The sequence below is a fragment of the Paractinoplanes ferrugineus genome (genome assembly GCF_016862195.1).
GTDB classification, from domain to species: Bacteria; Actinomycetota; Actinomycetes; order Mycobacteriales; family Micromonosporaceae; genus Actinoplanes; species Actinoplanes ferrugineus.
This window is the reverse complement of the sequence record NZ_BOMM01000014.1, coordinates 41223-54995: the sequence shown is the minus strand read 5'-3', so window position 1 is coordinate 54995 and position 13773 is coordinate 41223. Positions and strand designations below refer to the sequence as shown.

Below are 13773 nucleotides of genomic sequence, written 5' to 3'. Positions count from 1 at the left end.
CTGTTCGACATGCGTCGGTGGACGCTGCGCAGGCGGATCGCGGCTCTGTGCGTCACGGTCGGCGTTCTGTTGAGCGCCCTCGCGGTGTACGCCGTGATCACCGCCACCCAGCACAACCGCCAGCTCGACGACGTGCTCAACCGGACCAGCCCGATGCGGGCCGCCGGCGAGTCGCTGAACACGGCGCTCGTCGACCAGGAGACCGGGATCCGGGGCTACGCCATCACCGGCCGGGAGAGCAACCTCGCGCCCTACACCAACGGCATGGCCGAGGAACAGCGCCTCATCAGTCGGATCGAGGGGTTGCTGCGACCGGACAACACCACGGTCCGGGCCGACCTGGACGTGGTCAGGACCCGGGCGCGGGCCTGGCACGCCGAGGTCGCCGACCCGGTGGTGACGACCGTACGCACCGAGGGCGCCCAGGCCGGCCAGGCGCGGATCGCGGCCGGCTCGACCGCCGCCTTCGACTCGGTGCGGGCCGCCATCGCCAAGATGCAGGACGACATCCAGCTGCTGCGGGCCGCCTCCGCCGACGCGGCCAAGAAGAGCAGCCAGACCATGGTGTCGATCCTGATCGCCGCGGCCGCGATCATCATCATCGCCGGGGCCGGCCTGCTCCTGCTGCTCGACCGCCTGGTCAGCCGCCCGGTGGTGGAACTCGCCGCGCAGGTCCGTGAGGTCGCCAACGGCGACTACGACCGGCACATCGAGAGCGTGGGCTCGCCCGAGCTGGGCAGCCTCGCCGCCGACGTGGACGGCATGCGGCAGAAGATCGCCTCCGAGCTGACCGAGGTGCGCGAGGCGCGCAGCCAGGTCGAGTGGGTGAACGAGCAGCTCAAGGTGCAGGCCGAGGAGCTGACCCGGTCCAACCGCGACCTCGAGCAGTTCGCCTACGTCGCGTCGCACGACCTCCAGGAGCCGCTGCGCAAGGTGGCCAGCTTCTGCCAACTGCTCCAGCGCCGCTACGGCGGACAGATGGACGAACGCGCCGATCAATACATCGGGTTCGCGGTCGACGGCGCCCAGCGGATGCAGCGCCTGATCAACGACCTGCTGGCGTTCTCCCGGATCGGCCGGATCACCAACGGCTTCACCGACGTCGACCTCGACCGGGTGCTCACCGAGGTGCGGTCGCAGCTGGAGGTCCGGGCCGGCGAGGACGCCGAGATCAGCTGGGCCGACCTACCCACCGTGGAGGGCGAGGAGCCGCTGCTCACCACGCTGTTCGTCAACCTGATCGGCAACTCGCTGAAGTTCCGGCGGGAGGGCGTGCCGCCGGTGGTGCGGATCAGCGCGCGGCGCGAGGACGACGAGTGGGTGGTGAACGTCCGCGACAACGGCATCGGTATCGAGGCCGAGTTCGCCGACAAGGTCTTCGTCATCTTCCAGCGGTTGCACGCCCGGGACGCCTATGAGGGAACCGGGATCGGGCTGGCCATCGTGAAGAAGATCGTCGAATATCATGGTGGTCGGATCTGGCTGGACCTCGACGTCGAGGAAGGCACGTCGGTCAACTTCACACTTCCGGTGGTTCCTGGCGCCACGGACGTTGAAGTGACGCCCACGGACGGGACACCGGAAGAGGTCGCAGCGTGACACGAGCGAAGAGAGCGTCGCGGATGCGTGCTATGTCGCTGGAAAGTAGGTAGAGCGTGACATCTCCGCTTCGTGCCGATGGCACTCCGATCGAGGTTCTCCTGGTGGAGGACGACCCCGGTGACGTCCTGATGACTCAGGAGGCGTTCGAGGAGCACAAGGTCCGCAACCGGCTCACCGTCGTCTCCGACGGGGCCGAGGCGCTGGCCTACCTCCGCCGGGAGGGCGAGTTCGCCGACGCCGCCCGCCCCGACCTGATCCTGCTCGATCTCAACCTGCCCCGGCGGGACGGCCGTGAGGTGCTCGAGGAGATCAAGAAGGACGAGGAGCTGGGCCGGATCCCGGTCGTCGTGCTCACCACCTCGGCCGCCGACGAGGACATCCTGCGCAGCTACCAACTGCACGCCAACGCGTACGTCACGAAGCCGGTCGACTTCGAGCGGTTCATCGCGGTGATCCGCCAGATCGACGAGTTCTTCGTCAGCGTCGTGAAGTTGCCGCCGCGTGCTTGATCAGGTCGCCGATCTCATCCGGGAGGTCGCGGCCACCATCGTGTTGCCGCGCTTCCGTCACCTGGCCGAAAACGAGGTCCACCAGAAGGCGCCCGGTGACCTGGTCACCGTCGCCGACCAGGAGGCGGAGAAGGCGTTGACGGCCGGGCTCACCGCGCTGCTGCCGGGTTCGGCGGTGGTCGGCGAGGAGGCGGTCGCGGCCGACGCGCGGCTGATCGACCGGGTCGGCGACCCGGGTGCGGTGTGGATCGTCGACCCGGTCGACGGCACCAACAACTTCGCGGCCGGTAAGACGCCGTTCGCCATCATGGTCGCGCTGGTGCGGGACGGCGAGGCGGCGGCGTCCTGGATTCTCGACGTTCCGGGCAACCACCTGACGGTGGCCGAGGCGGGCGCGGGGGCCTATCGCGACGGCGTACGCATCAAGACCCGCACCGATGATCCCGGCACCCGGGCCCTGCGCGGGGTGGTGGCCAGCCGTTACCTTCCGCAGCACCTCCGGGAGATCGCCACCGCGAACGCTCCGGCACTCGGCCAGGTGACCGCGGGTCACCACTGCGCCGGCTACGAATATCCGGCGGTGGCCACCGACGAGCAGCAGTTCGCGCTGTTCTGGCGCATCCTGCCGTGGGATCACGTGCCCGGTTCGCTCATCGTCCGGGAGGCCGGCGGCACGGTCCGGCACCTCGACGGCTCGTCCTACAGCCCGGCGGACAGCGAGCGCGGCTTGCTGGTGACGCCCAACGACGACGTGTGGCACACGGTCCGGGACACCCTCTTTCCGGACACTTCGGTTCTGTGAACGCGTACCTCGACGAGGTCTTCGGCCTGGCCGGCCGCCTGGCGGTGGTCACCGGCGGCAGCTCGGGCATCGGCCGGGCGATGGCCGTCGCCCTCGGGCGAGCGGGCGCGACGGTGGTGCTGGTGGCCCGGCGCGAGGCGCCGATGGCCGAGGTGGTGGCCGAGCTGCGCGAGCACGGCGCGCAGGGCCACGCGATCTCCGCGGATCTCGCCGATCGGGCGGCGGTCACCGGCGTCATCACCAAGATCATTGATCGGTACGGGGTTCCGGACGTGCTCGTGAACTCGGCCGGGGTGAACCGCCGCCCGCCGATGGACGAGCTCACCGTCGACGACTGGGACGTGACGCTCGCCGCCAACCTGACCGCGCCGTTCCTGCTCGGCCAGGCGTTCGGGCCGCGGATGGCCGACCGTGGCTGGGGACGAATCATCAATGTGGTCTCTCAGCAGGCGTTCCGGGCCTACGGAAACTCCGGCGCCTACGGGGCGGCCAAAGCCGGCCTCGTCGGGCTCACCCGGTCGCAGGCCGAGGCCTGGTCCCGGCACGGGGTCTGCTGCAACGCGATCGCGCCCGGCGTCGTGCACACCCCGCTGACCGAGGCGGTGTTCGCGGACGAGACCAAAGTGGCCGGACACGCCGCCCGTACGATGATCGGCAGAAACGGCGTACCGGAAGATTTCGGTGCTTGTGCTGTTTTTCTGGCCAGCGACGCATCCGTCGCGGTAACCGGCCAGACACTCTTCGTCGACGGTGGCTATTCCGCGACCTGAACGCTCCGCGACTCCCTTGCGCAGCACGGTAAAGTACCCGCGCTGACTTCCGGGAGGTAATCGTGGCGGCGGTTGTCCTTCGACGAATCAGCGCTGTCCTGGCGCTGCTCGTCGCATCCGTGTTCCTGGTGAGCACACCCGCGCTTGCCGATCCCGACGAGGGTGACAGCAAGACGCTGCGCAACGCGCTCGAGTCCGCGGCCAAAGGCCAGGCCGACGCGATCCAGAAACTCACCGCGTCCAAGAAGCGGCAGACCGCGCTCCAGGCCACCGTCGTCACCGCGACCGCCGACGCCAGGTCACTCGAGGCGCAGGTCGGCTCGATCGCCGGCCGGTCCTACCGGATGGGCCGCACCAGCACGATGACGATGCTGCTGAACGCCGGGTCGCCCGACCAGTTCCTGGAACGGGTGCGCAACCTCGACATGATCGCCCAGCTCGACGGTCAAATCCTCGGGCAGTACCGCGCCGATCTCGCCACCGCCCAGGCCGCCAAAGCCGCCGTCGACAAGGAGATCCGCGAGCAGGAGAAGCAGGTCACGGCGCTCACCAGGAAGAAGAAAGAAGCCGAGCTGGCCCTCGGCAGTGTCGGCGGTGGCGGCGCGGCCGGCGGCTTCGTCAACGCCAACTCGCCGCTTGCCAAGCCCGCGCCCCGCAACTCCGACGGCTCCTGGCCCAAGGAGTCGTGCACGGTCGACGACCCGACCACTTCCGGGTGCATCACGGCGCGCACCCTGCACGCCTACCAGGAAGCGGTGGCGGCCGACTTCACCCACTACACGAACTGCTACTCGAAGCGGTCCTCCGGCGAGCATCCGAAGGGCCGGGCCTGCGACTTCTCGGCCAACAAGGCCGGCTTCCAGGACGTGGCGGCGTCCGGCGCCGACAAGACGTACGGCAACAACCTGGCCGCGTTCTTCGTCAAGAACGCGGATAGGCTCGGGATCATGTATGTGATCTGGTACCGGCAGATCTGGATGCCCGGGACCGGGTGGAAGGCGTACAGCGCCAGTGGCGGACCCGCCGCGGTGCACACCAACCACGTCCACCTGTCGATGTTGTGATGGTTTGTTGAAAACTCCGCGTTCTCTTCCGTCCGGACTCGCCACCGCGCTCGTCTTCGCCGCCAGCGGCGCCGTCCTCGTCCTCGAGATCGTCGCGTTGCGGCTGGTCGGGCCGTACGTCGGCGTCACCCTCCAGGTGAGCAGCTCGGTCATCGGGATCTCGCTGGCCGCCATCGCGTACGGGACCTGGCTCGGTGGCCGCCTCGCCGACCGGTTCGACCCGCGTGCCCTGCTCGCACCGGCCCTGCTGCTGGGCGCCATCGGCACCGCCGTGACGTTGCCGCTGGTCCGCTACGGCGGGGAGCTGCTGCGCGGCGGGGCCGCCTCGGCCGTGCTGCTGCTCGCCGCCATGGCCGTCTTCCTGCCCGCGTTCCTGCTGTCCACGATCACGCCCCTGGTCGTCAAGCTCCAGCTCAGCGACCTCGAGCGGACCGGCTCGGTGGTCGGGCGGCTGTCCAGCATCGGAACCCTCGGGGCGATCACCGCGACCCTCGCCACCGGCTTCATCTTCGTGGCCGCCCTGCCCACCAACTGGATCATCCTGAGCCTGGCCGGACTGCTCGCCCTCGGTGGTCTCGCACTTGCCTGGTGGCTGCGCCGTGACCTGCCCGGCCGGCCGCGCACCCGGGCGATGCTGATCACGTTGGGGCTGGCCGGAGCCGGGCTCGGAGCGGTCGGGCCGACACCGTGCGACGTCGAGACGGCCTACCACTGCGCGCGGGTCGACAAGGATCCCGCGGTGCCGGGCGGTCGCACGCTGATCCTCAACTCCGCGCGACACTCGTACGTCGACCTCGACGACCCCACCCACCTCGAGTTCGCCTACATCCAGTGGATCGCGGCCGTCGCCGACGTGCTCGCCCCCGCCGACGCGCTGCACCTCGGCGGCGGTGGGTTCACCATGCCCGGCTACCTGCGCAGGACCCGGCCCGGCATCCAGCAGCAGGTGATCGAGCTCGACGGCGGGCTGGTCGACCTCGACAAGCGATCGTTGGGCCTGGTCACCGGCCCCGACCTGCGGGTACGGGTGGGGGACGCCCGGGTCGGGCTCGCCGCCCAGCCCACCGGCGCCTACGACCTGGTGGTCGGCGACGCGTTCGGTTACCTCGTGGTTCCCTGGCACCTCTCGACCCGCGAGATGATCGCCGACATCTCCCGGGTCATGCGCCCCACCGGCATCTACGTCCAGAACGTGATCGACTACCCGCCGGACCGCTTCATCAAGGCCGAGCTGGCCACCGTCGCGGCGGTGTTTCCGCACGTCGCGCTCATTGCCCCGCCGGATGCCCTGGCCGGTGAGCGGGGCGCCAACTTCGTGATCGTGGCGTCGCGAAGCCCGCTGCCGCTCGACGCGATCCGGCCGAAGCTCGCCACGTTGAAGGAGCCGGTCACGCTGCAGGACGGGGCCGGGTTCGCGGGGGACTCGCGGGTGCTGACCGACGACTACGCGCCGGTCGACCAGCTTCTCACGTACTAAATGCGGTTTGTCTCGCTGGGTTTCGCCGTGCGGCGCCGTGGGCCGGTCAACCGGGTCACAATCGGCAGATGGGGCGGACGGAGCGAAAAGGTCATGATGCCGTCCCGCGCCGTATCGGCGGGCGGTACCGGCTCGTCGAGAAACTCGGCACCGGCGGCATGTCGGAGGTCTGGCGCGGCTACGACGAGACGCTCGGCCGCCCGATCGCGGTCAAGGTGCTGTCCCCCCGGCACGCCGACGACCAGAGCTTCCGCGACCGGTTACGGCAGGAGGCCCTCGCCGCCGCCCGGCTGAGCCATCCGCACATCACCGGGATCTTCGACTTCGGCGAGTCGCCGCTCGCCGAGAGCCTCACCGTCCCCTACGTGGTGATGGAACTGAACGACGGCGAGTCGGTGGCGGCCCGGCTCTCCCGGCGGGGCCCGCTGCCGTGGCGCGAGGCCGTCGCGGTCGCCGTCGAGGTGGCCTCGGCGCTGGCCGCGGCCCATGCGCGGGGCGTCGTGCACCGAGACGTGACGCCCGCCAACGTGATGCTGACCGGGGCCGGCGCGAAGGTCGTCGACTTCGGGATCTCGGCGGTCATCGGCGAACGCGACTCCGCCCCCGACGGCAGCCTCCTCGGCACCCCCGCCTACCTGGCCCCCGAACGGCTCGGTGGTTCCCACGTCGCCGCCGCCACCGACGTATACGCCCTCGGCCTGCTCCTCTACCGCTCGCTGACCGGCCGCCTCCCATGGCCGGCCGAAACCACGGCCGAGGCATTACGAGCCCACTTGTACGCCGATCCCGCCCCGCTGCCCGACCTGCCCGAGATGCCGTCCGCGGTGAGCGTCCTGTGCCTGAGCCTCCTCGCCAAGAAGCCGGCCGATCGCCCCGACGCCGCCCAAGCCGCCCGAACCCTGGCCGCCACCGTCGGTATCCAGCCCCTCCTGCCACCGCTTCGCCTGCGCCCCGCCGACGCCCCAGCCCCGATCCGAGCCGTCGCCCCCCGGCCATCGCCGGCCGTCTCCACCCGCGCGACCCCAGCTTCCGCCCTGACCCCGACTCCGCCCTCCGCTTCCGCCCCACCCTCGGCTGCCCCACCCTCTGCTGCCCCACCCTCACCCGCCGCGTCGGCTTCGCCTTCTGCCCTGACCACGGCTTCCGCGCTCACCTTTACCTCGCCTTCCGCCTCGTCCTTGGCTTCGGCTTCGTCCTTGGCTTCCGCGTCGACCTTGGCTTCGGCTTCGCTTGAGCGGACTCGGCAGCTGCGTGCTTCGCTTGGTCTGTGGCGGCTCCGGACCGGGCTCCGAGTCGCCGGCCGGCTGCGCGTCGGCCGGGTGCGGCCGCTCGGCGGCGGGCTCTTCGCCGGGGGTGGGACGGCTCGCGAGGTGACCGGGCGTGCCCTGCTGGCCGGACGTCATCGTCTGCAAGCCACGCTGGTCACGGCCGCGCTGCTGGCCACCGCGGGGGTCGGTTGGGCCGCGACCCGTGAGACGCCGAAGGTCGAGGAGGCCCAGGCGGCGGGCGCCGGCCCGGCCGCGGCAGCCCCCGAGGACACCGTCTGTTCCGTCCGCTACCAGCTCAAACGCGACTCGGGCCGGGACTACGACGCCCTGCTGACGGTAGCCACCACCGACGAGATCGGTCGCGGCGCGTGGCGTGTGGTGTTCGTCTATCCGGGTTCGCAGCGGCTGACCGCCACTCCCAAGGCGGTGAGCCAGAAGGGCCGCAAGGTGATCGCCCGGGGCCGTGGCACGCTGCGCCGGTTCGCTCTGCGCGGCGACTACCGTGGCTACAACCCGCTGCCCTTGGCGTTCTCGCTGGACGGTCGTCGTTGCCGCGCCGAGGTGCTGGGCGGCACGACCCAGACGATCGGCGACGCGGCCGGCCCCTCCGCCGCGAAGTCCCAGCCGGCCCGTTCCGTCGGTGGCGGCACCTCGAAACGCGACCGGCCACCGAGCAAGAGCAGCACGCCGCGTAAACGCGTACACCGCCAGCAGTCGACCACCCCGCCGCCCGCACCGGTGATTCCGACGCTGCCACCGCCGACGGGCCGCACGGGCTCGGGCTTCTCCCTGGCTCTGTGAGCCCTCGGACTAGGGTCAGTGTCATGTCAAGACTTGCGGTGGTGACCGGGGGCGGAACGGGAATCGGCCGGGCTACGGCCGGCATGCTGGCGGGCGAGGGTTACGACGTGCTGATAGTCGGCCGTCGCCCCGAGGTGCTTGCCGACGCCGTGAAGTGGATCGGCCCCCAGGCCACCGCCGTGACCGCCGATGTCTCCGACCCGGCCCAGATCCCGCAGGTCGTCGCGGCAGTCAGCGACCGTGCCCTGGACGTGCTGGTCAACAACGCCGGGGCTTTCGTCTCGGGCGACGACTCCACTCTCGACCAGGTGGCCGCCCGCTGGCATGCCACCTTCGACTCGAACGTCCTCTCCGCCGTCCTGATGACCACGGCCCTGCTCCCGTTCCTGCGCCGGCCCGGCGGCCGCATCATCCTGACCAGCTCGATCGCCGCCCAGCGAGGTGGCGGAGGCCCTTATTCGGCGGCCAAGGCGGCCCTGCACGGTTACGTGCTTGACTTGGCCACCCAGCTCGGCGAGTCCGGCATCACCGCCAACGTGATCTCGCCCGGCTACATCACCGACAGCGAGTTCTTCGACGGCCGGATGACTCCGGAGGGCCACGAGCGCCGGGTGAATCAGAGCTTGCTGAAGCGCTCCGGCACTCCCGACGAGATCGCCGAGGCGGTCCGCTGGCTGGCCGGTCCGGGCGGAAGCTTCGTGACCGCCCAGATCATCAACGTGAACGGCGGCACCGTCCTGGGTCGCTGACCCCTCGGCTATTTCGTGCCGCCGGTGAAGCGGCCCTCGTCGGCGCGGTTGGGGCGGAAGCGCAGCCCCGACCAGCGGTCGTCGATCGCGACCTGGCCGCACGGCCGCATGTCGTAGTCGGCGACGATGGGCCACAGGCTGTCGCGGTTGATGTCGGCCTTGTTGCCTTTCGGATAGGCCACCCAGAACACGCCCGGCTTCGTCAGGTCGGCCCGGTGCTCCTCGAGAAGCTTGCGCGCGCCCGCCGCGTCGTCGGCGAACAGCACCGCCGTGCTGGCCGTGGCGAGCGCGGCGACCTCGCGCACGCCCTCAGGCATCGGCGTGAGCACTGACAGCCGCGCCGGGTCGGACAGCCACACGGTCGTGTTCGGCTTGATAAGCAGCTTCTCGGCGATCGTCTTCGACATGATCTGAGCCTGTCACCGACAACTTTTTTTGTCAAAGTTTTCCACCAGACCGCAGCGGTACCACCGCGTAGTCCTTGTCCGATACCGTCACGGGCATGGCGAGGATCCTGGTGGCGTCGATGCCCTTCGCCGGGCATGTCGGCCCGATGAGCGCGGTGGCTGCTGAGCTCGTGCGACGCGGCCACGAGGTGGTTGCCTACACCGGGGGGAAATACCGCGACCGCTTCATCAAGGCCGGCGCCTCGTGGCTCCCCTGGATCAAAGCCACCGACTTCGACGACGCCGACCTGGCCGCCACCTTCCCCGCGGTCGGCGACGGCAAGGGAATCCGAGGCACCCGGGCCAACGGCGAACACGTCCTGTTCGGCACCACAGCCGGCCAGATCGCCGACATCTTGGCCGGCGCACCCTATGACCTGCTGGTGACCGACCAGGTGGCCTTCGGCGGCGCCATCGCGGGCCAGGCGCTCGGCATCCCCTGGGCCACCGTGACCGTCACGCCGTTGTCCCTGACAAGCCACCACTTACCTCCTCTCGGTGCTCCTTGGCTCCCAGCCACCAACGCGCTCGGCCGCGCTCGGGACGCCGCTCTCCGAGGCCTTACCGGCGCCGTCTACCGGCGCGTCTCCGATCCGAGACTCAACCGGTTCCGAGCCGACGTAGGCCTCGGCCCGGTCCGCCCCGGCCAACTCTTCGACGACATCTACTCCACCGACCTGATCATCGCCCAAGGCATCCCCGGCCTCGAATACCCGCGCCCCGACCTCCCGCCATACGTCCACTTCGTAGGCCGCCTCGCCCCCGCTTCGCCGAGCGCCGCCACCCTGTCGAGCGCCGCCACCCCGGGCGGCCTTGCGGCCGCTCCGGAGGACGGTGCCGGCCTCGCGGGCGAGGTCACTCACGCGGGCGAAGCGTCCCCCTCGGACGTGGCCGGCCGGACCGCTGGCGGTGCGCCGGAGAGCGGAGCCGGCCTCATCAGCGCGGCTCGCTCGCCCGATCCGGCTGTGGCCGGGTCAGCCGGCCTCCCCGAATGGTGGGCCGATCTCGCCGCCGCGCGCGCCGTAATCCACGTGACGCAGGGAACGCTCGACGTCGACCCGGCAGACCTTCTTCGGCCGGCCATGGAGGGGCTCGCCGACCGGGACGTGCTCGTCGTCTGCACGACCGGTGGAGCCGACCCGGCCACGCTCGGCTCGCTGCCGGGCAACGCTCGGGCGGCCGCGTTTCTGCCGCACGATCTGCTGCTCCCGCAGGTGGACGTCATGGTCACCAACGGTGGGTGGGGTGGTGTGCTGGCCGCCATCCAGGCCGGTGTCCCGCTCGTCGTCGCCGGGGGATCGCTGGACAAGCCTGAGGTGGCGCGCCGGGTGCGCTGGTCGGGCGCGGGCCTCGACCTGCGGACCGGGACCCCGAAGGCGGCCCGGGTCGCGGCGGCTGTCGATCAGGTGCTTGCCGACTCCGGCTTCCGAGCGCGGGCCCGGGAGCTCGGAGCGGCCGTGACGGCTGCCGGCGGTGCGACGAGAGCCGGTGACCTGATTGAGGGACTGCTGACTCGCTGACCTGCTCTTCGGGATCATGATCGGTTCCTTCCGGTCGCGTGGACAGGCCGATTCTGGCGCCGGTCCGGCGAGCCGCGTTCAACTTTCTTGCCAGCCTGTGGACAACGGGCTGGCCTGTGGATAACTCAAGTTCTGTCGGTGCCGGCTGATAGACATGCCGGGTGACCGAGACAACGCGGACGACAGCCGAGGTGGCCGAGCGAGCAGCGGTGCGTGAGCGCGCCGAGGAGGTGCTGCGCCGGCTCGCCGGCGAGCATGCCGTCCTTCGCGAGGACCAGTGGCGGGCTATCGAGGCGCTTACCGTCGATCGGCGGCGAGTGCTCTGCGTGCAGCGCACCGGGTGGGGCAAGTCGGCGGTCTATTTCGTGGCGACCGCCCTGCTGCGTGACGGTGTCACGGCCGAGCCCGGCGACCCACCGGCGGGGCCGACCGTCATCGTGTCGCCACTGCTCGCCCTGATGCGCAACCAGGTCGAGGCGGCCGCCCGGGCCGGCATCCAGGCCCGCACGATCAACTCGGCAAATCTCGACGAGTGGTCCGAGATCGAGCACGAGATCCGAGCGGGCTCGGTCGACGTGCTGCTGATCAGCCCGGAGCGGCTCAACAACCCCGATTTCCGCGACAACGTGCTGCCCGGCCTGGCCGCGAGCACCGGCCTGCTCGTGGTCGACGAGGCCCACTGCGTCTCCGACTGGGGTCACGACTTCCGTCCTGACTATCGGCGGCTGCGCACCTTCCTGGCCGGCCTGCCCGGTCGCACGCCGGTGCTGGCCACCACCGCGACGGCCAATGCCCGGGTGACCGCCGACGTCGCCGAGCAGCTCGGTGACGCGCTGGTCCTGCGCGGCACCCTCGACCGCGACTCGCTGCGGCTGGCCGTGCTCGATCTGCCCAATGCGGCGCACCGGCTCGCCTGGCTCGCCGACCACCTCGACCGGCTTCCCGGTTCTGGCATCGTCTACACGCTGACCGTCGCCGGGGCGACCGAGACCGCTGACTTCCTGCGTTCGCGGGGCTTCCCGGTGGCGTCCTACACCGGTCAGGTGGAAGACGCCGAGCGCCGGGCCGCCGAGCAGGACCTGCAGGACAACAAGATCAAGGCGCTGATCGCGACGTCGGCGCTCGGCATGGGCTTCGACAAACCCGACCTCGGCTTCGTGGTCCATGTCGGTGCGCCGCCGTCGCCGATCGCCTATTACCAGCAGGTCGGCCGGGCCGGGCGGGCCGTCGAGCACGCCGAGGTGGTGCTGCTGCCGGGCAAGGAGGACGCGGCAATCTGGCGTTATTTCGCGTCGCTGGCGTTCCCGCCGGAGGATCAGGTCCGGTTGGTGCTGGCCAACCTCGCCGCCGACCGTCCGATGTCGACGCAGGCTCTGGAGCCGCTGGTCGACCTGCGTCGCAACCGCCTCGAGATGATGCTCAAGGTCCTCGACGTCGACGGGGCGGTCCGTCGGGCCCGCGGTGGCTGGCTCGCCACCGGCGAGCCGTGGACCTACGACACCGCACGGTTGCGCCGGGTGGCCGAGGCGCGCTCCGTCGAGCAGCAGACCATGGTGGAGTATGCGGTGAGCGACACCTGCCGCATGGAGTTCCTGCGCCGTTGCCTGGACGACCCCGAGGCCAAGCCGTGCGGCCGCTGCGACAACTGTGCCGGGCCTCTGTTCGACGCGGAGGTGTTGCCCGCATCGCTGGCCGCCGCCGACGCGTTCCTGGGGCGGCCCGGTGTGGAGATCTCCCCCAAGAAGATGTGGCCCACCGGCATGGCTGCCGTCGGCATCTCGCTCAAGGGCAAGATCACCCCAGCCGAGCAGATCGAGCCGGGTCGTGCTGTCGGCCGGCTGTCCGACCTGGGCTGGGGCAGCCGGTTGCGCTCGGTGGTCGCAGCCGAGTCGGCCGACGGCCCCATTCCTGACGAGCTCGCCGCCGCCGTGGTCGAGATCCTCAAGGCCTGGGCGCACGGCGAGGATGCGTGGCGGCGTCGCCCGGCGGCCGTGGTCGAGATGGGTTCGCAGCGGCATCCACAACTGATCCACTCGCTTGCCGAGCACATTGCGCGGGTGGGCCGGCTTCCGTTGCTGGGCGCGGTCACCTCCTCGGCGCCGTCCGGTGAGGGCGCGCGGGGCAACAGCGCGCAGCGTGTGCGAGCGCTCCACGAAGCTTTCCACGTCTCCGCCGAGGTGGCCGCCGAGCTGCCGTCGTTGGGTGGACCGGTCCTGTTGGTGGACGACCTGGTCGACTCCGGCTGGACGATGGTCCTGGCCGGTCGGGCGCTCCGGCGAGCAGGCGCTGACGGGGTGTTGCCGCTGGCGCTGGCGGTCGCAGCGTGACCCGCTAAAGGGTGCCATGCAATGACAAAACCGCTGTCGGTGGTCAAGATTGGCGACAGGAGCCGGGAGTGGTTCAGATACGGGGAGGGGGTATGCTGGCGGTCATGTCCGAAGAGCCGACTACAAACCACGGTCCGCATGGTTATTCCGGGGACAAGGCGGCACTGCTCGGGCGTCTACGACGCATCGAGGGCCAGATCCGGGGGCTTCAGCGGATGGTCGACGAGGACACTTACTGCATCGACGTCCTGACTCAGATATCCGCCGCCAAGAGTGCGCTTCAGGCGGTGGCGGTCGGTCTGCTCGAAGACCACCTCGCCCACTGCGTCGTCGACGCGGCGCGGGCCGGTGACCCGACCGCCAAGGTCAAAGAGGCGTCGGACGCGATTGCCAGGCTCGTGCGCTCCTGAACACGCGCCGATCTCGAAGAACTTCCAG

Annotated in this window: 12 protein-coding genes; 11 read left to right on the top strand and 1 reads right to left on the bottom strand. The window is 70.5% G+C overall.

The genetic code is table 11. The features are described 5' to 3' along the window. Positions 1-9: 9 nt before the first annotated feature. From Afe05nite_RS09855 to Afe05nite_RS09820, 8 genes are all read left to right on the top strand, one after another. The gene (locus Afe05nite_RS09855; RefSeq protein WP_203816691.1) at positions 10-1599 is read left to right on the top strand and encodes a sensor histidine kinase; all 1590 of its coding nucleotides are present in this window, start codon (positions 10-12) and stop codon (positions 1597-1599) included. 56 nt (positions 1600-1655) lie between these two features. Next, complete coding sequence (locus tag Afe05nite_RS09850) at positions 1656-2111, top strand: response regulator (RefSeq protein ID WP_203816690.1); 456 nt, start codon at positions 1656-1658, stop codon at positions 2109-2111. Beyond that, a complete protein-coding gene (locus tag Afe05nite_RS09845; protein ID WP_203816689.1) occupies positions 2104-2913 on the top strand; it encodes an inositol monophosphatase family protein in 810 nt (269 codons plus the stop codon). Before Afe05nite_RS09850 ends, Afe05nite_RS09845 begins: the two co-directional genes overlap by 8 nt. Next, complete coding sequence (locus tag Afe05nite_RS09840; RefSeq protein WP_203816688.1) at positions 2910-3683, top strand: SDR family NAD(P)-dependent oxidoreductase; 774 nt, start codon at positions 2910-2912, stop codon at positions 3681-3683. The genes Afe05nite_RS09845 and Afe05nite_RS09840 overlap by 4 nt, the downstream gene beginning before the upstream one ends. A gap of 62 nt (positions 3684-3745) precedes the next feature. Next, on the top strand, positions 3746-4747 hold the full coding sequence (locus tag Afe05nite_RS09835) for a coiled-coil domain-containing protein (protein WP_203816687.1): 1002 nt from the start codon (positions 3746-3748) through the stop codon (positions 4745-4747). A 7-nt stretch (positions 4748-4754) separates the two neighbouring features. Further along, positions 4755-6224, top strand: a complete 1470-nt coding sequence (locus tag Afe05nite_RS09830) for a fused MFS/spermidine synthase (protein ID WP_203816686.1) — start codon at positions 4755-4757, stop codon at positions 6222-6224. 68 nt (positions 6225-6292) lie between these two features. Further along, complete coding sequence (locus Afe05nite_RS09825) at positions 6293-8293, top strand: serine/threonine-protein kinase (RefSeq protein ID WP_203816685.1); 2001 nt, start codon at positions 6293-6295, stop codon at positions 8291-8293. 23 nt (positions 8294-8316) lie between these two features. Beyond that, positions 8317-9042: an SDR family NAD(P)-dependent oxidoreductase gene (locus Afe05nite_RS09820; protein WP_203816684.1), complete on the top strand. Its 726-nt coding sequence runs from the start codon at positions 8317-8319 to the stop codon at positions 9040-9042. Between the two features lie 8 nt (positions 9043-9050). On the opposite strand, the gene Afe05nite_RS09815 is transcribed toward Afe05nite_RS09820, so the two are convergent. After that, entirely contained in the window at positions 9051-9449 is a 399-nt protein-coding gene (locus Afe05nite_RS09815) for a hypothetical protein (RefSeq protein WP_203816683.1), read from the bottom strand. A 95-nt stretch (positions 9450-9544) separates the two neighbouring features. Between Afe05nite_RS09815 and Afe05nite_RS09810 the strand changes: the two genes are divergently transcribed. The 3 genes from Afe05nite_RS09810 (at position 9545) to Afe05nite_RS09800 (ending at position 13745) form a co-directional block, all read left to right on the top strand. After that, entirely contained in the window at positions 9545-11008 is a 1464-nt protein-coding gene (locus Afe05nite_RS09810; protein ID WP_203816682.1) for a glycosyltransferase, read from the top strand. Between the two features lie 161 nt (positions 11009-11169). Then, entirely contained in the window at positions 11170-13335 is a 2166-nt protein-coding gene (locus Afe05nite_RS09805) for a RecQ family ATP-dependent DNA helicase (protein WP_203816681.1), read from the top strand. Between the two features lie 104 nt (positions 13336-13439). Further along, positions 13440-13745, top strand: a complete 306-nt coding sequence (locus tag Afe05nite_RS09800; RefSeq protein WP_203816680.1) for a metal-sensitive transcriptional regulator — start codon at positions 13440-13442, stop codon at positions 13743-13745. Positions 13746-13773 lie beyond the last annotated feature (28 nt).

Bases quoted from the DNA above. Each gene is read 5' to 3' on its own strand.
- Afe05nite_RS09800 (WP_203816680.1), top strand. From the start codon at position 13,440: ATGTCCGAAGAGCCGACTACAAACCACGGTCCGCATGGTTATTCCGGG.
- Afe05nite_RS09820 (WP_203816684.1), top strand. From the start codon at position 8,317: ATGTCAAGACTTGCGGTGGTGACCGGGGGCGGAACGGGAATCGGCCGG.
- Afe05nite_RS09855 (WP_203816691.1), top strand. From the start codon at position 10: ATGCGTCGGTGGACGCTGCGCAGGCGGATCGCGGCTCTGTGCGTCACG.
- Afe05nite_RS09815 (WP_203816683.1), bottom strand. From the start codon at position 9,449: ATGTCGAAGACGATCGCCGAGAAGCTGCTTATCAAGCCGAACACGACC.
- Afe05nite_RS09810 (WP_203816682.1), top strand. From the start codon at position 9,545: ATGGCGAGGATCCTGGTGGCGTCGATGCCCTTCGCCGGGCATGTCGGC.
- Afe05nite_RS09825 (WP_203816685.1), top strand. From the start codon at position 6,293: ATGGGGCGGACGGAGCGAAAAGGTCATGATGCCGTCCCGCGCCGTATC.